We start from the raw sequence: 22,900 nt of genomic DNA, 5'->3' as shown, positions 1-22,900 counted from the left end.
TGGCTCTGGCTCTGGCTCTGGCTCTGGCTCTGGCTCTGGCTCTGGCTCTGGCTCTGGCTCTGGCTCTGGCTCTGGCTCTGGCTCTGGCTCTGGCTGAATAATATTGGCGTCTTCAGAATCTAATGACAAGCCATCAACTTGAGCCGATATTGCTTCTTCAAAATCCTTAAATGATGCATCTAAAGCTGAAAGTTCTTCTTCACTCAGTCCAGCTTCTGAATCAACCAGTTCAGATTTAACTAAATCAGAATCAACAGGTTCAGGTTCAGGTTCAACAGATTCGGCCTCATCTAACTCTTCTACAGACGGCTCAGATGTCGCCTCTTGTAATAAATCATCAAGATAACGCTGGACAGCTAATTGAGGCCCAACTAAAACTGCTTCTTTACTCTTTGTGTCTTTCATAAACTGTTACTATCCCGCTGGGTTCAGCAAAGAATCCATCAGACTTGCGTAAGCCTTAATTCCTCGAGCATTAGGATCCAGTGCCGAAGGAGCAATACCTGCTGTACTGGCATCTCTTAACTTCGTGTCCACTGGAATCACCGAATGCCATACCAACTCTTCATAGGTATCTTTTAAGCTACGTAAGCTTTTATTGGAAGCCTGAGTACGGCGATCAAAAAGAGTTGGCACAATCAAAAATGGCACTGGACGTTTTCTTGCCCTGTTTATCATGGTCAATGTTCTGACCATTCTTTCTAAACCTTTTATCGCTAAGAACTCAGTTTGTACAGGTATCACTAGTTGCTGACAAGCCGCCAATGCATTAATCATCAACACACCAAGTACAGGAGGGCTATCGATCAACACATAATCGTAGTCATCCCATAAAATTGCCAGTGTTTTAGAAATAACCAACCCCATACCACCTTGAGCTTGGGCATGACGCTCTAACGTTGCCAATGCTGTAGATGCTGGCATTAAAGATAAATTGGGATGGCCTGTTTCTAATATTAACGATGCAGGTAACTCTTCTGGAATTTTTCCAGTCGCCTGAAAAAGGTTGTAAGCACTCTTTTCTATAGAATCAGGATCAAAACGAAAATAACTCGTCAGTGAGCCATGCGGGTCAAGATCTATCATTAATACCCGATGACCAGCGTCAGCCAACAACCCTGCTAAAGAAACTACTGTGGTCGTTTTACCAACGCCGCCTTTCTGATTCGCCACTGCCCAAATGTGCACTCTGACTCCCCTGATACCCTATGCTGTTATTTTGCTTACGAATTCCTTGCAATCATATACAGTAACACGCTATTGAAACAAGTAATCATAGAGATTATCAGCCTCACGCTTACTAATTCGCAAGATTACACGGCGATTTTGCTGACGAGCATAATCATTTGTGTTTCTTACTTTAGGATGTTCGCTGGAAAAACCGATTGGCGCGATCATTTTTGGGTCTACCCCTCTATAAACCAGCTCATCCACAACAGAGGAAGAGCGCAAACTAGACAAGTGCCAATTCGAAATTAAACGTCTTGAATTAACTGGCAAGTCATCCGTATTGCCCTCAACCAATATCACTGAAGGATGCACCTTTAGAATGTTTGCAACTAGGATTAATAAGGCGACAGCTTCATTCGTTAAATCGTACTCCCCTTGACCAAACAATAAACCAGACTTCAACTCCAAACTTACCCAATCTGCTGATTCAGTGACAGATATTTGACCTGATGCATGTAGTCCTGAAAATTGATTTTCTACGACTTGACTTAATAATGCGTAAACAGCAGAGGAGTTACTCTCCTCTATCGTTGGAGGCGCAGCAGGAATAGGTTTCGTTTCAACCACTTCAATATCTTTTGGCTCCCCAACAATAGGTTCGCCAATATTAATAGGCTTAATCGACTTTTGAACAGCATCGAAAACACCATGAAGGGTTTCTTTAAGGCGTTGTTCATCACCTGAGTTCTTTAATGAAAGGGAATATAGCGCCACAAAAAAAGCGAATAACAGAGTAATGAAATCAGCATAAGAAAGTATCCAACGGTCTCGGCCTTGTGCACCAGATGGTGGTGACTTAGTCACCACACGACGACGCCTCGATACCCGAGGTGGAGTATCACTCATAAGTATTAAGCTCTAACTCTAATCTGTATGGATGCTTACCTGTGGCAATACCACAAATACCATCAATAAGTAGTTGATGGAACAGAAGCTCTTTATCAACATAACCAGTTAACTTCTTAGTAATAGGAAAAATGACTAAGTTGGCAAAGCCTTGGCCATAAAGCGTAGAAACGAAAGCGACAGCAATACCATGCCCTAATGCTTCTGGACTATCTAAATTCGCCATAGCTTGAATCAGACCTAGTACCGAGCCCATGATCCCTAAAGTGGGCGCATACCCTCCTATTGATTCAATAAATGACACACTCTTCATTCGTTTATCATAAATACGAACAGCATCATCATGAAGTCTATCAGCCAATAAGTCAGGATCAGTACCATCAATAGCCATTTGCAAGGCTCGACTCGAAAAACGGTTATTCAACGCTTCAATATCAGACTCTAAAGCAAGCAAGGAGAGCCTTCTAGCTTTATGGGCAAGGTTATTTATCAATGCGCGGGCTGAGTTGAAATCATAAACAGGAGGGAAAAGGCTCCACTTAATCAAAACAAGAGCACGAGCTGCCTCTTGAATACTACTTTGAATAAGTGTAGCGCCAATACTACCAACAATAACGATGATAGCGGAAGGCAGGTTAAGAAGAAGGATTATCTCGCCTCCTCCTAACCAGTTAGCTAGAAATACGGAGCTGAAAGCAATTAATAGTCCTGCTAAGGTAACAAAATCCACTAGCCGACCTCACGTGCAATGCGCTCACCAATATGCTCTAAGTCAATAATATCATCCGCTAAATTAGCTTTTTCTACTGCCATTGGCATACCGTAGATCACACAAGACTCTTCACTTTGAATCCAGACTCTCGAACCTGAATTCTTTAGCATACGAGCACCTTCGCGACCATCAACACCCATACCAGTCATGACAACAGATAGTACTTTTCCCGGATAACATTTTGACGCTGAACCAAAAGTAACATCTACAGAAGGTTTGTAGTTTAGACGCTCATCCCCATCAAGAATACGGACACAACCGCCATTTCGAGGATCAATCATCATTTGCTTTCCACCCGGAGCTAATAAAGCAACACCAGCTTGCAAACGATCACCGTCTTGCGCTTCTTTTACTGTAATCTGGCAGATATTGTTTAACCGCTCAGCAAAAGCTCCAGTAAATGCAGCTGGCATATGCTGAACCAACACGAGAGGCGCCGCAAAGTCTTTAGGCAATTTACTTAATACCGCTTGCAAAGCCATAGGACCACCAGTAGATGTGCCTATGGCAACAAGGCTCACTCGCTTTCTCACACGCGGAATAATAACACCACGCTCAGTTACGATAGGCTTGGGAGCCTCACGTGGAGCAAGCGCAGCAACAGGTCTTCTATCACCTGCAAATCGAGTTCTAGCTACAGCCAGTACCCGATCAACCAATGCACGCTTAACTACAGCCGAATCACGAGAGATATCCTCAAAGTTCTTCGGCATAAAATCAACTGCACCGGCCTCTAGAGCATCTAGAGTAACCTTTGCTCCCTCATGAGTTAATGAGGAAAACATAAGCACAGGCGTTGGCTTAAGCTTCATAATATTGACTACAGCAGCGATACCATCTAACACAGGCATCTCATAATCCATAGTAACAACATCAGGCGATAAGGATTGAACCTTATCTATCGCCTCCCTTCCATTATTTGCAGTACCAACAACGGTTAGTCTAGGATCGGCTTCAAATATTTCGACAAGACGGCGTCTAAAGAAACCTGAATCATCAACAACCAGCACCTTAACAGGCATATCACATCCCCTAAATGAAAAACTTATTACCTAGATGCGTAACACTTAAGCATACTAGGAACATCCAGAATCAATGCAATACGACCATCACCTGTAATTGTTGCACCTGCCATACCAGCAGTACCTTGCAACATTTTACCTAATGGTTTTATAACCACCTCTTCTTGACCAACCAATTGATCAACAACAAAACCGACTTCACTCATGCCCACTTGAACAACAACAACATGAGCTTCAGTAGGTAAATTGTCTCGGCTATTCCCCTTAATCAACCAATTTTTCAGATGAAATATTGGTAAGGTTTTACCTCGAATAACAACAACTTGCTGACCATCAACCACGTTAGTTTTCTTCAAGTTGAGATGAAAAATCTCGTTAACACTCACTAACGGAAAAGCGAATGCCTGATCAGATAAAGTCACCATTAGAGTTGGCATAATTGCCAGCGTTAATGGCACTTTTATGATAAAGCGAGACCCCTGCCCAAGAACTGACTTAATCTGCAATGTGCCATTTAGTTGCGAGATTTTCGTCTTAACAACGTCCATCCCTACACCACGACCAGATACATCAGTAATTTCTACTTTAGTAGAAAAACCTGGAGCAAAGATTAAGTTAAACGCTTCTTCATCAGACAATCTATCCGCTGCATCTGCATCCATTACCCCTTTTTCAACAGCTTTTCTTCTAAGCAGATTAGGATCCATACCAGCACCATCATCTTCGATGGATAGCAAGATATGATCACCTTCCTGTTCAGCAGACAGAATTACCGTCCCCATTCGAGGCTTGCCGCTCGCTTCGCGAACATCGGGCGCTTCTACACCATGATCTACAGAATTACGCACCAAGTGAACTAAAGGATCAGCCAATGCTTCAACTAAGTTCTTATCTAGATCGGTCTCTTCACCACGAAGAACAAGGTTAACCTCTTTCTTCATATTACGAGCAAGATCTCGAACAACTCGTGGAAAACGTCCAAATACTTTTTTGATAGGCTGCATACGCGTTTTCATTACCGCGTTTTGCAGATCACCAGTCACAACATCTAAGTTAGCAACTGCTTTCCCCATCGACTCGTCTTCACTTTGAAGACCCAATCGAACAAGGCGGTTTCGAACTAATACTAGCTCACCCACCATGTTCATTATGTCATCTAGACGTTTAGTATCTACGCGAACCGTTGCCTCTTGGGTAACAGGTGCGTTAGCCGTTTTCTCTTTAACGCTATCAGCTTCAGGCTCTGGAGCCTTAGGAGCAGGCTTCGGAACAGGTTTAGGCGCTGGTTTTGGCTTAGCAGATGCTGCTTTAGGCTCAGGCTTTGCAGTAGGAGCCTCTGCTTTTTCTGCTCCACCTTTACTTTGTAAGCTATCTAAAAGAGACTCAAATTCATCTTCAGTAATTAAATCAGATTCTGCACCTGCACTAGATGCCGCAGCATTAGTATCAGTTTTAGATTTGTCTTCTTTTTTACCTGAAGCTGGAGTTTCGCCATGAAGCTTATCAAGCAATTCTTCAAACTCATCTTCTGTAATTTCATCAGAAGGAGTGTCTTTGGCACTCGAGCTATCAGCAGCTGAAGCGTCATCGGAGATACCAGGCGCACCACTTCCATGAAGTTGATTCAGCAAAGCATCAAATTCATCTTCTGTAATTTCGTCGTCCGTTCTTGGAGCAGCTGATACACTACTTTTCTCGATATCATCTTCAGATGAAGTATCACCCAAGGCATCTAGTAAAGATTCAAATTCATCGTCAGAAATATCGACTGATTCATCTGCTATAGAAACGACTTCTTCAGTTTCTTCGACATCAGTATCATCTTGCTCTTCAACTTCATCTAACTCTTCATCATCCGCGCCAGCAAGTTCTTCCGCAGTTGGCGGCTTTGCATATGCAGCGAGTGCTGCGATCAGCTCTGGCGAAGCACGTTCAGGCTCACCGCCAGCACGTACTGTATCGAACATTTCATTTACAGCATCAAGAGCCTGTAAAACAATATCCATTAAATCAGAATCTATTTTACGCTGACCGTTCCTTAAAATATCAAAAACGTTCTCAGCATAATGACAACAATCAACTAAAGCAGTTAATTGTAAAAATCCAGCACCACCTTTTACAGTGTGAAAACCACGAAAAATGGCATTCAACAGCTGCTTATCATCTGGATTTTGCTCTAAATCTACTAGTTGTTCGGAAAGCTGTTCTAGAATTTCACCAGCTTCTACCAAAAAATCTTGTAGAATTTCTTCATCGACCTCGAAACTCATCCTCAGCTCCTTCTAGAAACCAAGACTTGATAGCAAGTCGTCTACTTCGTCTTGACTATTCAGTACTTCAGGGTTGTTTTGTTTATTAATAGCTGGGCCATGTCCACGAGTGTCATCGTGTTCAGACTCTTTCTCTTGGTGTTCAATCCCCGAGATACTATCAACGCGTCCAGCAACAGCAACGAGATGTACAAGTTTTTCTTCTACGTCTCGAATTAAATCATTCACTCTAGCGATCACCTGACCAGTTAGGTCTTGATAACCTTGCTCTAGAAGAATTGTGTTGAGGTTTGAATGCAAGGTAGTGGCACTGTCATCAGCGTAAGATAAGAAGATATCAATACGCTTATACAAGTCTCTAAATTCTTGAGGTGTTAAGTCTCGCTGAATTAAACGACTCCAGTCTTTTCGCAATTCCCTTGCTTGACTCTGTAATTCACTAGCCACAGGAACACTACTGTCCACCATGTCCATCGTTTTATTGGCAGCCGCACTAGTCGTTTCAATGACATAGTTCAATCGATCAGAGGCATCAGTGATTTTTGTAGCAGAATCTTTCCCACCTTCGCCAACAACTAAGTCAATAGAATCAATTTGAAAATCACGAATAGCATCATGCAGACTTCGAGTTAAAAACCCCACTTCGTTATAAAAGCTTTTATGACGAGCTTCGCTTAACTCTTGGATGATTTTAATAGCACCACTGAAATCACCGACTTCAATGTGATTCAAAAGCTCCACAGCACCATCTTTAACTAGGTTTTCAAATTCCACTAGTCCAGATCCCAATACATTCGACATCTAAGTTCCCTATTTAGCAGCGTCTATTCGTTCGAATATTTTCTCAATTTTCTCTTTGAGAGCCACCGCAGTAAAAGGCTTTACTACGTAACCATTAACTCCAGCCTGAGCTGCAGCAATAATTTGGTCACGCTTTGCTTCTGCCGTTACCATAAGAACTGGAATGCTTTTCAATTTCTCATCAGCACGAACTGCACGGAGCAACTCAATACCAGTCATGCCAGGCATATTCCAATCAGTAACAAGAAAATCAATTGTTCCAGCTTGAAGTATAGGCAACGCAGTTGTTCCATCATCCGCTTCAACTGTATTGGTAAACCCTAAATCCCGTAATAAGTTTTTAATGATTCGTCTCATTGTCGAGAAATCATCAACAATCAGGATCTTCATGTTTTTATCCAATGCAACCTCCACACCCCAAAGGTAATATTCCACAACTCATAATTAATCTCGCCAATCGCTTAATCGAGCTCGTAATCGCATAGCCGCTTGACTATGTATTTGACTGACTCTTGATTCACTGACGCCTAATACAGCACCAATTTCTTTCAAGTTGAGTTCTTCATTATAATAAAGAGACAAAACCAACTTTTCTCTTTCAGGTAAATCATCAATTTCTTTTGCTAATTGATTTTGAAAACCACCCTCTTCTACTAGCGAATAAGGTGCATTTTCTACCTCAGATTCAATACTGTCTAAATTATTTGTATCAGAGTCTAGCATTTCTTCATAGCTAAACAACTGGGTCGACATAGATGAATGAATCATTTCATGATATTCATCCATACTTATATTCATATGAGATGCCACTTCCATATCAGACACCTCTCGACCTAACTTGGCCTCTAATTCTTTAATCGCATTAGCAACAGCTCTTCCATTACGTCGAACAGAACGAGGTGCCCAATCAGTTTTTCGCACTTCATCCATGATAGAGCCGCGAATTCGAATACCTGCGTAAGTTTCAAAGCTAGCACCTTTAGTCGACTCAAACCGTTTATACGCCTCAATCAACCCCATCATGCCAGCTTGAATTAAATCATCGACATCCACGCTATCAGGCAAACGCGCTAATAGATGATAAGCAATTTTCTTTACCAAATACCCATACTGCTCAACAATCGCATCAATCGAAAGCGTCGCTTTTTTAGAGTAAGTGTTATATCCATTTTTGGTCTGCATAAAATAGTCTAAGCAACCTTTACCATTTAAGTTAGTTGCGCTAACTAACTGTACTACATAGTTTGGCGCAACGCTTTCAGTAATAACAAAATTTTACTAACTACCATACTTTAGTGACCCATAAAGCTGACTGTAATGTTCTGCAGTATATACAGCCCTACTAATCAAGTTATGCGCCCTAGCTGGCTCGATATCATCAGGAATTCTTTGTCCATCTGCTATATATACAACAGGAAGACCTTCCTCAATAACTACACTAATAGCCTCACCAAGTGAAGCAGATTCATCAAGTTTACTTAAAACACAGCCATCTAATTGAACTTGAGAATAAACATCTACAACTGTTTTTAATACTTGTCTTTGGCTTGTACATGGTAATACTAGTAATTTTTTAAGACTTGCTCGCGCACGCTTCATCATTAAAAGCTGTCGCTCAAGATTTGAATCTCTTGGGTTCATGCCTGCAGTATCAACAAGCACTAAAGAATAATTAGCGTATTTTGCTAATACTTCATTTAGATCTGAATATTCATTAACCACTTCAACTGGCACATTTAGAATACGACCAAAAGTTCGTAATTGCTCATGCGCTGCAATACGATAGGTATCAGTAGTAATTAAAACAACACCCTCAGAACCATGTTTTAAAACATGCTGAGCAGCAATCTTACCAATCGTTGTTGTCTTCCCTACTCCGGTAGGCCCCATGAATGCTATGCAGCCTCTAAGTTCTGAAGAGCTAGAGCGAATAGGAATATAATCCGCCAAATGAGCCAACAACCGGTTCCAGTCATCTTCACGGCCTTTTAAATCAATATCGTCAATCAACCTAGAAACAACAAAATCTGATAAGCCTAGACCTTTTAATTTTTCGCGGGCACGTAGCTCAACTGCATTTTCTTTTGCTTCGGATCGGCTTTCATTTTGCTGACGCTGCTCGAGCATAGCTCGAACATTTTTCAACTCAAGTTCCATGTCTCGTAATTGCTTAGCACTCTCACTATTGCGAATAGACAAAGCTTCCTCAACTGCAGGATCTTCTTTGTCGCTTGACAAGGGTGGCATTTCAAACTGTGCTGTAGGACGTTTTTCAGAATATGAAGGTGAGGAAACCTGAGGCGGCGTCTGCTGCTTCGCTCTTTCTATGCGCTCTAAATAGTCAGCACTTGGGTCAGCATATTGTTCAGAACGAGGCGCAGATGACCGTTTAGAAGTCATACTAGAAGGCAAGGATCCATCATAATCTAGAGCAGCAACTATTTCTATCTCACCAGTAGGCAGACGTTGATTTGACAAAATGACCGCATCAGGGCCTACAGCATCACGAACCTTCCGTATCGCTTGCCGCATGTCAGGTGCTCTAAACCGCCTAATTTGCATGAATAACTTAATCCTTCCAGTTTATTTTTCTTACAAATCCATAGCTTACCCGAAAGATTACAATAAATATAGATACAATCCATCACGTTAATAGGTAGATCTTATTGACCTATAACACCCACCACAGTAATGCGTTTATGATCTGGCACTTCTTGATATGAAAGCACTGACATATTCACCATACCATAACGCATAAAACGCGCCAACATAGGACGTATAGGCGCTGACACAATTAAGATAGGAGTATTTCCCATTGCTTCTTGCTGCTCTGCCGACTGCCGCAACGAAGCCTGCAACTGTTCGGCCATTTGCGGCTCTAAAATCAGTGCTTCTTCATTTTTAATACCAGACTGCTGACTTTGCTGAACAGTCTGCATAAGCATTTTTTCCAATTTAGGTTCTAGCGTTAACACAGGAATCTCTTCAACGCCATCCGCCAATGTCTGAATAATCAAGCGAGATAATGACGTCCGCACCGCCGCAGTCAATATCATTGGATCTTGAGTTTTCGGCTGCACTCCCATAATCGACTCCGCAATAGTTCGCATATCTCTTAAAGGAACACCTTCTATCAATAAGTTCTGCAACACCTTCAGAAGAACACTCAACGGTATAGTATTTGGCACCAACTCTTCAGCCAATTTAGGATTATATTGCTTCAACAAACTCAGCAACTGTTGAACCTCATCATGACCAATCAATTCATAGGCATGCTTATGCATAATCTGGTTAATATGAGTCGCAACCACAGTACTTACATCGACAACAGTATAGCCATAAGTTTGCGCCTGATCCCTTTTCTTAGGATCAATCCAGACCGCATCCAAACCAAACGATGGATCTTTACCCGCGATACCATCAATCGAGCCAAATACCTGCCCAGGATCGATTGCCAAATCTTTATCTGGATGAACTTCCGCCTCTGCCAAACTCACTCCCATAAGAGTTACCCGATAGGCATTCGGCATCAAATCTAAGTTATCTCGAATATGTACACTTGGTACTAAAAAACCCAAATCCTGCGACAGCTTTCGACGCACACCTTTGATTCTAGCTAACAACTCCCCCCCCTGAGTCTTATCCACCAAAGGTATCAAACGATAACCCACCTCTAAACCAAGCATATCAACCGGCGCAACATCATCCCAACTAAGATCTTTCACTTCTGCTGGCGCAGGATTATCAGAGGAAGTCTTACCGGTACTTTTTGGACCTGGTTTAGGCTTCTGTTTCTTTCTGTACTCAAGAAAATAAGCAAGACCACCCAAACAAGCCGCCAACGATAAGAAAGAAAAATGCGGCATACCTGGGACAATCCCCATAATAGTCATCACACCAGCAGCAACATATAAAGCCTTTGATGACCCAAACATCTGACGAACAATCTGGGAACCCATATCGCCCGTTTCATTAACACGGGTCACCATTATTGCTGCAGCAGTCGACAGCATTAAAGATGGGAGCTGAGCAACCAAACCGTCACCAATAGTCAATAACGAATAACGCTCAATGGCTTCCGAGAACGAAAGATCATGCTGCGCCATACCAATGGATAAACCACCAATTATATTGATACCGAGAATAAGCAAACCTGCAACAGCATCCCCTTTTACGAATTTTGAGGCACCATCCATAGAACCATAAAACTCAGCTTCGGATGCAATTTCTATACGACGCTGCTTAGCCTGATCAGCATCGATCATGCCTGCATTCAAATCAGCATCAATGGCCATCTGCTTACCCGGCATAGCATCCAAGGTAAAGCGCGCACTTACTTCGGAGATACGACCAGCACCCTTTGTCACTACGGCAAAGTTGATGATCATCAAAATAGCAAACACAACAAAACCAACAACGTAGTTACCACCGATAACTACCTCGCCGAAGGCCTGAATCACCTTACCAGCAGCATCACCACCTTCATGACCATTCAACAAAACCACACGAGTAGACGCCACGTTAAGAGCCAACCTCATTAACGTAGACACCAACAAAACAGTGGGGAACACAGCAAAATCTAAAGGCCGCATTGAATAAATAGCAACCAGTAAAACAACAATGGCCAAAGCAATATTAAAGGTAAAAAGAACGTCTAATAAAAAAGCGGGGATGGGTAAGATCATCATCGCTAAAAGCGACAACAACAAGATAGGAATACCTAAATTCCCACTAAAAATACTCTGAACCTGCCCAGTAAGCCGACCGCGGTCAAAATTCACACGACATCCTTATTGGAAGAATTACTACAAAACATGATTAACTACCGTCCCACTGAAATTCATCAGGCACATCTAAGTTTGGCATCGTTTCTGGGCGCGGCGCTCCCATACGAGCGTTACGCAGCTGATATACATAAGCCAATAACTGAGCAACCACTTTAAATAAACCTTGAGGTATCTCATCACCAATCTTAGTGTGATGATATATCGCCCTTGCTAATGCGGGCGATTGTATCACAGGGATATCATAGTGATTGCCGACTTCACGAATTTTCAATGCAATAAAATCGCCACCTTTTGCGAGCAGCACTGGAGCAGCACCACCCGTTTGATCATACTTCAGGGCCACAGAGAAATGCGTGGGGTTAGTAATAATAACATCGGCACTTGGGACATCAGACATCATTCGATTCATTGCCGCTTGACGCTGCATCTGACGAATTCGACCTCGCACCAAAGGATCACCCTCTTGCTGCTTGTATTCATCTTTTACTTCCTGCTTGGTCATTTTTAGTTTTTCTTTATGTGACCAAACTTGAAAAGGCACATCAATCGCAGCGATCAGCGCTAAAGCAAGCGTAACAAAAACAAAAGACCAAATAACGATATCAATACCATGAGTAATAGCCAGCTGCATCGATTGAAAGGTTAACCCGAGCATTTCTGGTAAAAAGTAATTTAATACTACCACGGCAACAAAACCGACCAACGTCACTTTGGCAATAGACTTAAAAAGCTCCACCAAAGATTGCACCGAAAACATTCGCTTCAAACCTGCTATTGGGCTCATTTTACTAAGCTTTGGAGTCAAAGGCTCCCAAGAAAAATTCAACCCTCCCAAAGCAATACTGCCAACAATACCAGCAACAGCTAAAACAGCCATCAGCAGAACCATAGAGTCCATCATAGCCACAACAGACTCGTATAGATGAAAAACCATACGACTTAAATCAAAAACATCCGCCCGCTCGACCAAAAAATTAAAATCAAATAACACAGCGAGATCACGAACTAGTAGAGTCCCCGTTCCGTAAATAGTTGCCGCAGCCACTATTAGCAAAAGGGCAGAACTTAAATCTTTAGAACGAGGGAGATTACCTTTATTTCGAGCATCCTGAAGCTTCTTACTACTGGCACTCTCCGTCTTTTCGCTACCGTCTTCATTCTCAGCCATTTAAACGAATCCCCCACGTATCCTTCATCCAATCAATCATTTCTGCGAAAAACAACAAATAGATGTTTAAGAAATCATCCAACATAATCCAGAAAAAGAACAAAGAAAATAGCATTATGATTGGAAAACCCAACGCAAAAACGTTCAATTGTGGCGATGCCTTAGCAACCACACCAAAAGACAAGTTAATTACTAATACAGCAACAGCTAAAGGCAACACGATGAGTAATGCTTTTTCAAACATCCACCCACCCAGCAACACTAGCTGCCAATAACGCTGACTGTCAAAACCACTGCCAATAGGCCAATAATTAAAACTTTCAGCCAAATACTCTATCATAACCAAATGGCCATTCGTCCCAAGGAAGGCCAACGCCACCATCGATAAATAATACTGACCAAGCGTCGCAACCGAAATACCATTAGCAGGATCATTAGACATAGCAAAACCCAAGCCAGCCTTCATTGCCGCCAACTGTCCAGCCAGTGAAAACAACTGAAACAAAATAGTGACAACAAAACCCAACACAAAACCAATCACTAATTGCTCTGCAATCAACACAATATAAGCAGGAGAAATAGGATCATAATTAGGGACATCAATAACAGGAGTGATAATAATGGCAACAAGAAAGGAAAACGCAATACGCACTCGCGGACTAACTAGACGACTACCAAATAAAGGCAGCGCCATAAAAAAAGCGCCTATGCGAAAAAAAGGCAAAAGAAAACTGATCGTCAAGCTCATCAGTTGATCTGGATGAAGCTCTAACATCAGCCTATTATCATAGGAATATTAATAAATAAATTAGTCGTGAAATCCATTAACTTCATCAAGATCCACGGTCCCAATTGCATGATGACTAAAATAGTAACAATCAACCTCGGCAAAAAAGACAAGGTTTGCTCGTTAATCTGTGTTGCAGCTTGAAACACACTTACAATCAAACCGACGATAAGACTGGGCACCATCACAACGCCAACGATCAAAACAATTAAGTAAAAGCCTTGTCCATATAAATCTAACACCACTTGAGGATTCATAATTAAATCCCGAAACTCGCCGCCAAAGTACCCATAATCATAGACCAACCATCAACCATGACAAAAAGCATGATTTTAAAAGGTAACGATATAATGATAGGTGACAACATCATCATACCCATTGCCATCAAAACACTCGCCACCACCATATCAACAATCAAAAATGGAATAAAAATCATAAAACCGATCTGAAAGGCGGTTTTAAGCTCACTTGTCACAAATGCTGGCATCAGTATGGTAAATGGGAGCGTGTCCATTGACTGAATAGTACCTTCCTTGCCTGCCAATTTAACAAAAAGAGCAATATCGTCCTCTCTTGTTTGCGCCAACATAAAATCTCGCACAGGAACAGATGCAGCTTCAACAGCCTGAATCGACGTCATTTCTTCTTTTAAATATGGCTGCAAAGCCACTTCATTCACCCTATCCAGCGTCGGCGTCATGATGAACAAGGTTAAAAATAACGCCATCCCAATCATAATCTGGTTAGAGGGCGTTTGCTGCAAACCGATGGCTTGACGCAAAATAGCCAACACAACAATAATTCGAGTGAATGCTGTCATCATCATCAAAGCCGCCGGTAAAAGCGTCAATGCGGTCATGATAAAAAGAATTTGCAACGAAACAGTGTAGTCTTGACTACCATCGGCATTCGTTACGACTTTTACCGCAGGCAACCCCACTTCAGCCCATGAGAAAGCAGGAAACACTAACGACAAAAGCAGAACAAAACGAATCACAAGATATCCCCATTGCTCTTATTGTCAGTAGAGTTTTCCCTATCAACTTCCTCCATCATAGAAGCAAACGATTCAGCCTTAGACGGAAAACTTCGCAGATGACTAATAGAATGCGCAGTGACACCAATTAGTAAACGCTCCCCTTCCACTTCAACAAGCATCAGCTTCTCTTTTGCTCCCAAAGACTGGACATTCACTATTTTAATATCTGACTGCCCCAACTTCATTTGAGCAAATTGAAAGCGTTTCATTAACCAAAGACAAGCAGGTATAAAAGCAATAACAAAGATTAAAGAAATAACCACCTTCCAAATAGAGGAAGTAGCAGACATTTCTTGCACACCTACAGCATGCAAATAGGGAACGGCCATGCAAAGCATGGCCGTGAAGACATAACGATTAAATAAAGAAAAAATCAATTTACACTACTTCAGTCGTCTAATACGCTCACTAGGGCTCACAACATCCGTTAAACGAATGCCATACTTATCATTAACTACAACCACTTCACCATGAGCAATCAATGTACCATTTACAAGTACATCCAAAGGCTCTCCAGCAAAACGATCAAGCTCAACAACAGACCCTTGTGTCAACTGCATTAAGTTTCGAATTGCTATTTCCGTATTCCCCAATTCCATAGAAAGAACTACCGGAATATCCATAATCAAATCGAGATCAGAACCAACTCCACCACTAGGTACAGAAGGATTAGTCAGCGTTTCTAGCTTAACAGGCTCGACTTTTTGCTCAGACATTGCCGCAGCCCATTCGTCTTCAATCCCTTCACCATCTTCTGTCTCCCCCGCTTCAGACATTGCTGCAGCCCATTCGTCGGCTAAATCTTCGTCCATGCCTGCTGCATCTGGGTTTTGTTCTTCTGCCATGTTATTTCGTCACCTTCGCTTTGAAACTTTCTTGCATTTGTACTGAATAGCGTTCATTACTGACGCCCAATTTGCCTTTAAAGGTTGGCACACCATTCGCTCGAACTGTTACAAACTCAGGCATCTCTATCGGAATGATATCTCCAGCTTTGAACTTTAATACCTCACCAAGTGAGATTTTTCGATTCGCAACATTGACAGATAGCCTAACATCAATCTCTTTCACGTCTTGTTCTAAGGACTTGCCCCAGCGGTCATCCTTTTCATCCACGTCACTCTGAACACCCGCATCAAGCAATTCACGCACAGGCTCAATCATAGAGTAAGGCAGAGTAATATGCAGCTCACCACCACCTCCATCCAACTCGATATGAAAAGTGGAAACAACAACAACCTCGCTAGGGCTCACAATATTCGCCATTGCAGGGTTTACTTCAGAACTAATATATTCCAGCTCTAATTTTAATACTGGCGCCCAAGCTTCTGTTAAATCCTTGAAAACTTGTTCAAGCATCAACTGCACAATACGAATTTCAGTTGGGGTAAATTCTCGCCCCTCAATCTTAGCATGTCGCCCATCACCACCAAAAAAATTGTCTACTAGCTTAAACACCAATTTGGCATCAAGTATAAACAACGCAGTGCTTCTTAGTGGGCGGAATTTCACCAAATTCAAACTGGTAGGCACATAAAGCGTATGAACGTATTCACCAAACTTCATTACCTGTAGACCACCAGATGAAACATCTGCAGTACGACGAAGCATGTTAAACAAACTAATACGTGTGTAACGCGCGAAACGTTCGTTTATCATTTCCAGCGTAGGCATACGCCCACGCACAATACGTTCTTGACTCGTAATGTCATAGGATGCCACACCATTAGCATCCCGATTATCCTCTTCTACAGGCTTTTCATCTGCACCATGTAAGAGGGCATCAATTTCGTCCTGAGATAACAGATCTTGAGCTGACATAATTCTATTGCATCACAAAGTTAGTGAATAACACAGCATCAATACCTCCTTGACCAGTTTCCTGCTCAAGAATTCCATTGATTGCGTCAAGCGACGCTTTTTTTAACGCCTCTTTACCATCTGCTGTCTGTAAATCAACAAACGATTGGCTGGAAAATAACAAAACCAAACTATTACGAATTAAAGGCATATGAAGCGTAACCGCATTAATTTGCTCCATATTTTTTGACTTAACAGACATATTAAGCTGCACATAGCGTTGCTTACCATCAACCATAAAATCGACAGTAAAAGCTGGATCTAATGCCAAATACGTAGAAGGTTCATTAGCCAAGGCAGCCTCGGCAGATTCCGCTGAATCGCCACCCTCATCAGAAGAGCCACTAAAAAACAAGAAGTAAGCCGCTGCACCACCTCCAACCAGAACCAAAACTAGAAGAATAATGATAATAAGCTTTTTCTTACCACCAGACTTTCCCTCTTCTGCACCAATATCCAAACCGTCTTCTTCTGCCATATTCATAAACCTTAGGTGTATCAATTTCTTTATTAAGAACGCTTACCACGCTCTTGTGCACTAACAATCCTCTATTCTACAAAGAATCAAACATAGCACCATCAATTTCTCATAAGTTTAAGCATAGTAATCAATACCGGACGCAGAAACATATGATAAGTTTTTCGCAATCAGCTCTTCATCGACTTCATCATTACTAGCAACACTACCTTGAGGCGAGCCATTATTACGATTATTAGCCCTATCTTGCGCACCAGAAGTATCTTGTTGCGAAACATCAACATCTGCTCGGCTCAAGTCCATTCCTTGCTGAGCCAACATTTCTCTCAAGCGCCCCATTTGCCCTTCCAACAAGTCCCGTGCTTGTGGTGTCGCAGCAATAAAGCTTATTTGTGTATTAGAGTCACTGTCGACCGACACTTTAACCGTCAAACTACCTAATTCGGGTGGGTCTAACCTAATATGTGCGGTATGACCACCATCACGTGCAATCCAAGCAACCTTCTGACTCATTTCATTTGCCCAGCCGGGATGACTTGGCGGCAAACTCATTGCCAAGTTGTTGGCCTGAGGATTAGACATAGAAGCATTAAGGGCCGCAGCGGCAACTGCAGGGCGACTAGCATTATTATGAAGCGAACTATTTAAGCCTCCCGGTGAAGCATCATCATTCTGCTTACCATCAATCTGTGCAGACATTCGACCAAGCAGGGCCTCCTGTTCTTTTTTACGCAACTCAATAGGCTCATTAATTAAGACGCCATCTTCATCCAAAAGAGCATCTGCAACATTTAAATTAGACTCTCCTGATAAATCCCCCTCGTTTAGCAGAGAAGCTGGTACAGGCTCAGTACGGCTTCCTTTACCCATTGCTCCTGCGGCAATAACACCAGCAGCAACGGATGACGCAACTTTAGTTGTATTAAGTACTGTTTCGCCAATTGAACTTGCAGGTGGCGCTTTCACACCTGACGCTTCCATTTGAGACAAGACCCAAGATAACTCGCTTTTATCATCACCAACGGATGGTTCTATAACATCTTCTGAAGCAGTCGTTTCATTTAATGCTGAATTAATGTTTTTTACATCACTGACTACGGTCCGTCTTATAGTATCTAAACCGACAACACCAGCACCTGAACTAAGCCCTGTAACAACAGCATCTTTAGACGCGTTTTCTGTCGCGATCGGCGCTACTGCAACTGGGCCCACATCACCAACAACCGCATTGTCAGCCAGTAGGTTTTGCGCCCCCGCTTCTTCTTGTTGCGCCCCATCAAAATCAGACAATAATGAAGAATCAATTTCCGTATATTGCAAATCAGACGGAACCGCGGTCGCAAGAAGTTTTGAATTTTCTGCGGAAACAGCTATAAGTAAGCCATCAGCAGGAGATACCTGGCCATCTTGCTGCAAGGCCTTGCCGCTATCTTGAGATACAGCTGGCGCAGCAACAGCTAGCTTAGTAACAGCTACAACACCAGAAGAACCAGTCGAAGATGTAGAGACTTTATCATTGCCACTAATAGGCGCCGCATTCTTATCAAGCGTTTTAGTCGTTGTGGACGATGAATTAGCAGATGAGGGCACTGAAGAGCTAGAAGCTGCTGGAGCATCAGTAGCTGATGAAGATACTGAAGAGCTAGAAGCCGCTGGAGCATCAGTAGCTGATGATTTTTGGGGACGAATAGTTTCTTTTGCTCTATTAAAATCATTTTCAAAAGCTGCCCCGTTATTAGTGGAAGCCTTAGTCAAGGCAGACTTTTTAGGTGGAACACCTGAAGGTAAAGACAATACCGTATTTGAATCTGTGCGCATAATTTCCTCCAACGATAGAGAAGACTATGCAATAGCAAGGCCAACACTATATAGCCCTGCCATCTAGACCAACCTGCCAATGATAATGTGCCGTTACAGCACTTCCACCTTTAGAGAATTCTAGCTTTGAGCAGAGCTGATCCAACAGAGCCAAGCCTCGGTTGTAGAGCAACTCAGTATTGGATATATCATAATTGACATCCTGAAAATCAAACCCTGAACCACTGTCCTCAACATACAAAATTAGCGCTCTGTTGTTATTATCAGACGTTACTTTAACTGAAATTTTAACATAGCCGTCTTGTAAATTAGCGAGGTTACGCTCACGCTCCTCATAATAAAGAGAGAAGCCATCACTAGAGCTTTTTTTATCAGAGCTTAACTTCAAGACACCGTGTTCAAGTGCATTTGAATAGAGCTCAGAAAGAATCATGAATATTTGACTAGAAAAGCTACTTAGCCCCGGAACAGTCGTTAATATTTGTAATACATAAGGTAAAGGATCTGTATTACGCAGCGAATCTGCATTCAATACGTACTCAAACGAAAAGTCAGCAGGCGCCTCATCATGCCCTCTTGATACTTTATGCTCAGATGAATCAATTCCTATATTAGTATCCAGACGAACACTTAGGCATGAAATATCATCATGTGGATTCGCTAAAACCCCTTCTCGCTCTAACTGTTGAATAAGCCAATCAACTGACTGATCAGCATCAATTTCACCTTGATAGAGCGGATTAAGTACAGAATGACAAAACATCTGCCCAGATAAATCCAACGCCTCATAAACACCATCAGAAAATGCCATCAACCTATCACCAGGAACAAAAGACATAGGATCAATTTGGCACTCAAACGTATCAGGAGAAAGAACCCCCAAAGGTAAGTTTTTAGAGGTAAGTTTGACCGGTCTGTCTGCATTTTGAGGGAAGAACAATAAATCAGGCAATCCGCCATTCCAAACTTCAATACTCTTATTATTCACTTTTATATCAATGAACGCTGCACTACAAAACATATTCGATGGCAAAATTCCTTTTAGACGCGCGTTTATCTCAGGGATAATTTGACGCATCAGAAAGCCTTTTTTCGTCCAATCAAAGAAAATATCAGCAAGCGGTAGCGCACCAATTGCAGCAGAAAGGCCATGACCGGTGAAATCACCTAACAATATATGCATACCGCCGTTTGGCTTGTAAGCAGCTAAAATCACATCACCATTAAAGATATGAGTTCCATAATGAATGGTAGAAAGCGCAGGATCCTTCAAACAATTTGAGTTGGTTATATTTTCATAAACAACTTTCGCAACTTCTTGCTCGTTGAGCAATTGCTCATTATACAAGCTCATTGCATCACGCTGCTCTTCAAGCGTTTTTTGCATAACCAAAAGCCTGACTATGGCATTTAGCTTCGCAGTAATAAGGGCAGGACTATATGGTTTTGAAATAAAATCAATGCCACCAATCCGCAAGCAGTTTGACAAAGCAATAGGATCAGTTACACCAGAAAGGAAAACAATAGGAACAAAAACATCACCCGCGATACGCTGGATTTCGAGTGCCGCTTCCCAGCCATCTTTGTGAGGCATTTTTATATCTAAGCACACCAGCTGAATTGTATGGGGATCAAACTTATCAATGGCATCTTGCCCATCAACAGCCGAAATAACGTTGTGGCCAAATTGACTCAAAATCGCTTTCAATAAAATACGATCCGAAGGGTTATCATCCGCAATCAATATGGTTAAAACTTGTTCCATACAAAACTACTCAGTAATATCAAAAAGCCTATGAAAATTAGCAATTTTAAGAATATCAATAACGGCACTATTCACATGAACCAAACGAATCTGCGCTTTTTCTTCGCCTGCATGATCTCTAAGCAACAACAACATGCCAAGAGCAGAACTATCAAGATAAGACACATCCGCTAGATTAACTTCATAAAACTTTACCTTGCTAACCGCAGTAAAAGCTTCTTTAAATGCCTTATGACAACTGTAATCAAAACGCCCTTTCACATGGATCGTTAGACATTCTGTTTTTTTATCAAAAAAGCTCTCAACCACAGCCTACTCCTCAAATATGAGCGGTAGGCTTTAAGTCTCGTCCCACTCATTACTAGATTTTTTTATAAATACATCATCACTTTTATTTTCTGAAATATTTACTGACGTTTTAGACATCAAATCATGAATCCGCTCTATCATTTGATTAACGGATTCTCTTGCTCTATCCAAACGCGCCACACCAACACTTCGATCTGACTCAAGTAATGAAAGAGTAGAAGCCGCCATAGACTTCATACCTTCAATTTGATCCTGAACCTTACTAATATCATGCTCTATATCAATAGCAAAACGACGACGAACCTTCTCACTTTCACCTTCGGTTGCAGCAAGACTCGCTAACACTCCAGCCCTCACTTCGTTGAGACAACGATCAACATCGCCCAACAAGAACACATCAGAAGATAAGTCCTTCTCGACTAAAGCTAAGCGCTGTAAAACCAACTCATAACCCAATATTAGTGAATCTCGAACTTGCTCAGAAAGCCAAGCCATGTCATTTAATTCCACTTGAAACTCTTCAAGTGGAGCTTCATTCATCACTACGACATCGTTTACAGATGACTCATTGTGATCTGTTTTTTCGTCAATTAGGGATGCTATTTGTTGTAGTTTAGTAATTTTTTCAAGGGAATGTGTTTGCACAGAGGATGCATTCAGACCATCAAAAAGCATGACTACTTTTCTACGAAGAGCTTCCAAAGACTTAGCAAATCCAGCATAGGGCGAATCCTGCCTTGATAGTCGAATAGGAGTATTCCAGACATCTCTCTCCAATAACGCCAAACTGTGATGCAAAATATCAAACTCAGCTATATCCACTTTAGTTCGTATAGAGACAAGTCTCTGCAAACTACTTAAATCTTCATCTAAGTCAGAGATAAAATGCTGAACACTCAACCAGTAAACCCCATCTGATAAATTCAGCTTTAAATCTTGATCAGAAAACAGAATAGAGTCAGCAATACGCTCACCAATTGGGTCATCTAGCCCCGAATCTATACCAAATAGAGATTCAAATAATGGTGTATTCCTAAACCAAAGCCTCTCAGCACCAGCACTCAGCCATGCAATGTCACCTTGATAATTTGTAACAAAAAAGGGGTCATCTACTTGAGACAATGCTTTCTCAATCAAATTAAGGTTTTCGCGTTGTTGATCAATATCAAAATCTCGTGATGCTAATTCATTATCAACCAAATGACTCAAGTCGGTGAACTCATCAATCATCTTACGGGGAGGCAGCACAAGTGCATGACCATGTTTACGATGATCTATAACATGGTGCAAACTCAAAAAACCAGAGCGTAATTGGCGACCAAATTGAGCAGCTAACATAATCACAATAGAAGCTAAAATTAAAAAGATAGCAACAGGAACCCAAATCAACCTATCGACAAAAATTTGACGCTCATAATCCAAACTAACGCTAATCTGCAAAAGCTCATCATCTATCGCTTCTAAGCGCTCAAAAGATGAATAAGCGGCATCCCTTTCCGAATCTGTTAATGGCGATACATCCAGCTCTTTCAATGAAAGAGAGTCTAGTAAGGTCAATGAATTGGAAATATCGACTCCAGCTGTCAATTCAAAATCACTAATATGGCTATTCATCAAGCGATATTCATTCACTAACATCTGATGCAAATGACTAGAAGAAGGGGCTTTAGCACTATTATCATTGTTATAAATCAAACGGTCGCCAACCAACAACCATTGTAACCAGTGTTCCTCTGCACTATGAACTAGTCCCAAAAGCTCGCTCAACTTTTCTTGTTGAGCATTCTGTTTTTCCAAATTAATGCTCATCAACATATACATACCAGCGAACGCTAGTAGCAATACAAATAACAAGGCAAAAACGCCTTTTTGTAGGCCACTAATCAGCTCTTTTCTTGGAGCACCAAACGGTGAATGTAGTGTATTCATAGTCAATAATCACTTTCAA

22 protein-coding genes and 1 pseudogene are annotated in these 22,900 nt (G+C 41.7%); all 23 read right to left on the bottom strand.

Annotated features, from left to right (window positions below):
* Positions 1 to 405, bottom strand: a pseudogene (locus BUA59_RS24210) (chemotaxis protein CheW); the annotation flags it as partial.
* A gap of 9 nt (positions 406 to 414) precedes the next feature.
* On the bottom strand, positions 415 to 1,188 hold the full coding sequence (locus BUA59_RS19190; protein ID WP_072841273.1) for a ParA family protein: 774 nt from the start codon (positions 1,186 to 1,188) through the stop codon (positions 415 to 417).
* A 69-nt stretch (positions 1,189 to 1,257) separates the two neighbouring features.
* The gene (locus tag BUA59_RS19185) at positions 1,258 to 2,076 is read right to left on the bottom strand and encodes an OmpA family protein (protein ID WP_072841272.1); all 819 of its coding nucleotides are present in this window, start codon (positions 2,074 to 2,076) and stop codon (positions 1,258 to 1,260) included.
* Positions 2,069 to 2,806, bottom strand: a complete 738-nt coding sequence (locus BUA59_RS19180) for a flagellar motor protein (protein WP_072841271.1) — start codon at positions 2,804 to 2,806, stop codon at positions 2,069 to 2,071. The genes BUA59_RS19185 and BUA59_RS19180 overlap by 8 nt, the downstream gene beginning before the upstream one ends.
* A complete protein-coding gene (locus BUA59_RS19175; protein WP_072841270.1) occupies positions 2,806 to 3,870 on the bottom strand; it encodes a protein-glutamate methylesterase/protein-glutamine glutaminase in 1,065 nt (354 codons plus the stop codon). The genes BUA59_RS19180 and BUA59_RS19175 overlap by 1 nt, the downstream gene beginning before the upstream one ends.
* A gap of 26 nt (positions 3,871 to 3,896) precedes the next feature.
* The gene (locus tag BUA59_RS19170; RefSeq protein WP_072841269.1) at positions 3,897 to 6,140 is read right to left on the bottom strand and encodes a chemotaxis protein CheA; all 2,244 of its coding nucleotides are present in this window, start codon (positions 6,138 to 6,140) and stop codon (positions 3,897 to 3,899) included.
* A 12-nt stretch (positions 6,141 to 6,152) separates the two neighbouring features.
* Entirely contained in the window at positions 6,153 to 6,941 is a 789-nt protein-coding gene (locus tag BUA59_RS19165; protein ID WP_012071096.1) for a protein phosphatase CheZ, read from the bottom strand.
* A 9-nt stretch (positions 6,942 to 6,950) separates the two neighbouring features.
* Positions 6,951 to 7,331, bottom strand: coding sequence for a chemotaxis response regulator CheY (locus tag BUA59_RS19160; RefSeq protein WP_012071097.1), 381 nt, complete (start codon positions 7,329 to 7,331; stop codon positions 6,951 to 6,953).
* Between the two features lie 54 nt (positions 7,332 to 7,385).
* Positions 7,386 to 8,123, bottom strand: coding sequence for an RNA polymerase sigma factor FliA (locus BUA59_RS19155; protein WP_072841268.1), 738 nt, complete (start codon positions 8,121 to 8,123; stop codon positions 7,386 to 7,388).
* 96 nt (positions 8,124 to 8,219) lie between these two features.
* Positions 8,220 to 9,503 (bottom strand): flagellar biosynthesis GTPase FlhF, encoded by a 1,284-nt coding sequence (gene flhF, locus BUA59_RS19150; RefSeq protein WP_072841267.1) that lies wholly within the window; start codon positions 9,501 to 9,503, stop codon positions 8,220 to 8,222.
* A 101-nt stretch (positions 9,504 to 9,604) separates the two neighbouring features.
* The gene (flhA, locus tag BUA59_RS19145; RefSeq protein WP_072841266.1) at positions 9,605 to 11,722 is read right to left on the bottom strand and encodes a flagellar biosynthesis protein FlhA; all 2,118 of its coding nucleotides are present in this window, start codon (positions 11,720 to 11,722) and stop codon (positions 9,605 to 9,607) included.
* Between the two features lie 37 nt (positions 11,723 to 11,759).
* Positions 11,760 to 12,896 (bottom strand): flagellar biosynthesis protein FlhB, encoded by a 1,137-nt coding sequence (flhB, locus tag BUA59_RS19140; protein WP_072841265.1) that lies wholly within the window; start codon positions 12,894 to 12,896, stop codon positions 11,760 to 11,762.
* On the bottom strand, positions 12,889 to 13,644 hold the full coding sequence (fliR, locus tag BUA59_RS19135) for a flagellar biosynthetic protein FliR (protein ID WP_269777510.1): 756 nt from the start codon (positions 13,642 to 13,644) through the stop codon (positions 12,889 to 12,891). Before fliR ends, flhB begins: the two co-directional genes overlap by 8 nt.
* A 26-nt stretch (positions 13,645 to 13,670) precedes the next feature.
* Complete coding sequence (fliQ, locus tag BUA59_RS19130) at positions 13,671 to 13,940, bottom strand: flagellar biosynthesis protein FliQ (RefSeq protein ID WP_012071103.1); 270 nt, start codon at positions 13,938 to 13,940, stop codon at positions 13,671 to 13,673.
* Positions 13,941 to 13,942: 2 nt separating this feature from the next.
* Positions 13,943 to 14,680 (bottom strand): flagellar type III secretion system pore protein FliP, encoded by a 738-nt coding sequence (gene fliP / locus BUA59_RS19125; protein ID WP_072841263.1) that lies wholly within the window; start codon positions 14,678 to 14,680, stop codon positions 13,943 to 13,945.
* A complete protein-coding gene (gene fliO / locus BUA59_RS19120) occupies positions 14,677 to 15,099 on the bottom strand; it encodes a flagellar biosynthetic protein FliO (RefSeq protein ID WP_245813190.1) in 423 nt (140 codons plus the stop codon). Before fliO ends, fliP begins: the two co-directional genes overlap by 4 nt.
* 6 nt (positions 15,100 to 15,105) lie before the next feature.
* Entirely contained in the window at positions 15,106 to 15,567 is a 462-nt protein-coding gene (gene fliN, locus BUA59_RS19115; protein WP_072841262.1) for a flagellar motor switch protein FliN, read from the bottom strand.
* 1 nt (position 15,568) lies between these two features.
* A complete protein-coding gene (gene fliM, locus BUA59_RS19110; protein WP_072841261.1) occupies positions 15,569 to 16,543 on the bottom strand; it encodes a flagellar motor switch protein FliM in 975 nt (324 codons plus the stop codon).
* Positions 16,544 to 16,547: 4 nt separating this feature from the next.
* Complete coding sequence (locus tag BUA59_RS19105) at positions 16,548 to 17,060, bottom strand: flagellar basal body-associated FliL family protein (protein ID WP_072841260.1); 513 nt, start codon at positions 17,058 to 17,060, stop codon at positions 16,548 to 16,550.
* 117 nt (positions 17,061 to 17,177) lie between these two features.
* Positions 17,178 to 18,878 carry a flagellar hook-length control protein FliK gene (locus BUA59_RS19100; RefSeq protein WP_072841259.1) on the bottom strand — a complete coding sequence of 567 codons (1,701 nt, stop codon included), beginning with the start codon at positions 18,876 to 18,878 and terminating at the stop codon, positions 17,178 to 17,180.
* A gap of 46 nt (positions 18,879 to 18,924) precedes the next feature.
* Entirely contained in the window at positions 18,925 to 20,643 is a 1,719-nt protein-coding gene (locus BUA59_RS19095; RefSeq protein WP_072841258.1) for a fused response regulator/phosphatase, read from the bottom strand.
* Between the two features lie 6 nt (positions 20,644 to 20,649).
* Positions 20,650 to 20,952 (bottom strand): STAS domain-containing protein, encoded by a 303-nt coding sequence (locus tag BUA59_RS19090; protein WP_072841257.1) that lies wholly within the window; start codon positions 20,950 to 20,952, stop codon positions 20,650 to 20,652.
* Positions 20,953 to 20,982: 30 nt separating this feature from the next.
* Positions 20,983 to 22,881: a hypothetical protein gene (locus tag BUA59_RS19085; protein WP_072841256.1), complete on the bottom strand. Its 1,899-nt coding sequence runs from the start codon at positions 22,879 to 22,881 to the stop codon at positions 20,983 to 20,985.
* Between the last annotated feature and the right edge of the window lie 19 nt (positions 22,882 to 22,900).

Source organism: Marinomonas polaris DSM 16579 (assembly GCF_900129155.1).
Lineage (GTDB): Bacteria > Pseudomonadota > Gammaproteobacteria > Pseudomonadales > Marinomonadaceae > Marinomonas > Marinomonas polaris.
The sequence above is the reverse complement of the archived record's forward strand: the minus strand, read 5'-3'. Positions and strand labels throughout refer to the sequence as shown.

What these genes read in the sequence shown, in the direction of transcription:
- BUA59_RS19185 (WP_072841272.1), bottom strand. Translation starts at nt 2,076, where the DNA reads ATGAGTGATACTCCACCTCGGGTATCGAGGCGTCGTCGTGTGGTGACT.
- BUA59_RS19175 (WP_072841270.1), bottom strand. Translation starts at nt 3,870, where the DNA reads ATGCCTGTTAAGGTGCTGGTTGTTGATGATTCAGGTTTCTTTAGACGC.
- BUA59_RS19170 (WP_072841269.1), bottom strand. Translation starts at nt 6,140, where the DNA reads ATGAGTTTCGAGGTCGATGAAGAAATTCTACAAGATTTTTTGGTAGAA.
- BUA59_RS19165 (WP_012071096.1), bottom strand. Translation starts at nt 6,941, where the DNA reads ATGTCGAATGTATTGGGATCTGGACTAGTGGAATTTGAAAACCTAGTT.
- BUA59_RS19160 (WP_012071097.1), bottom strand. Translation starts at nt 7,331, where the DNA reads ATGAAGATCCTGATTGTTGATGATTTCTCGACAATGAGACGAATCATT.
- BUA59_RS19155 (WP_072841268.1), bottom strand. Translation starts at nt 8,123, where the DNA reads ATGCAGACCAAAAATGGATATAACACTTACTCTAAAAAAGCGACGCTT.
- flhF (WP_072841267.1), bottom strand. Translation starts at nt 9,503, where the DNA reads ATGCAAATTAGGCGGTTTAGAGCACCTGACATGCGGCAAGCGATACGG.
- flhB (WP_072841265.1), bottom strand. Translation starts at nt 12,896, where the DNA reads ATGGCTGAGAATGAAGACGGTAGCGAAAAGACGGAGAGTGCCAGTAGT.
- fliR (WP_269777510.1), bottom strand. Translation starts at nt 13,644, where the DNA reads ATGAGCTTGACGATCAGTTTTCTTTTGCCTTTTTTTCGCATAGGCGCT.
- fliQ (WP_012071103.1), bottom strand. Translation starts at nt 13,940, where the DNA reads ATGAATCCTCAAGTGGTGTTAGATTTATATGGACAAGGCTTTTACTTA.
- fliN (WP_072841262.1), bottom strand. Translation starts at nt 15,567, where the DNA reads ATGGCAGAAGAACAAAACCCAGATGCAGCAGGCATGGACGAAGATTTA.
- fliM (WP_072841261.1), bottom strand. Translation starts at nt 16,543, where the DNA reads ATGTCAGCTCAAGATCTGTTATCTCAGGACGAAATTGATGCCCTCTTA.
- BUA59_RS19105 (WP_072841260.1), bottom strand. Translation starts at nt 17,060, where the DNA reads ATGGCAGAAGAAGACGGTTTGGATATTGGTGCAGAAGAGGGAAAGTCT.
- BUA59_RS19100 (WP_072841259.1), bottom strand. Translation starts at nt 18,878, where the DNA reads ATGCGCACAGATTCAAATACGGTATTGTCTTTACCTTCAGGTGTTCCA.
- BUA59_RS19095 (WP_072841258.1), bottom strand. Translation starts at nt 20,643, where the DNA reads ATGGAACAAGTTTTAACCATATTGATTGCGGATGATAACCCTTCGGAT.
- BUA59_RS19085 (WP_072841256.1), bottom strand. Translation starts at nt 22,881, where the DNA reads ATGAATACACTACATTCACCGTTTGGTGCTCCAAGAAAAGAGCTGATT.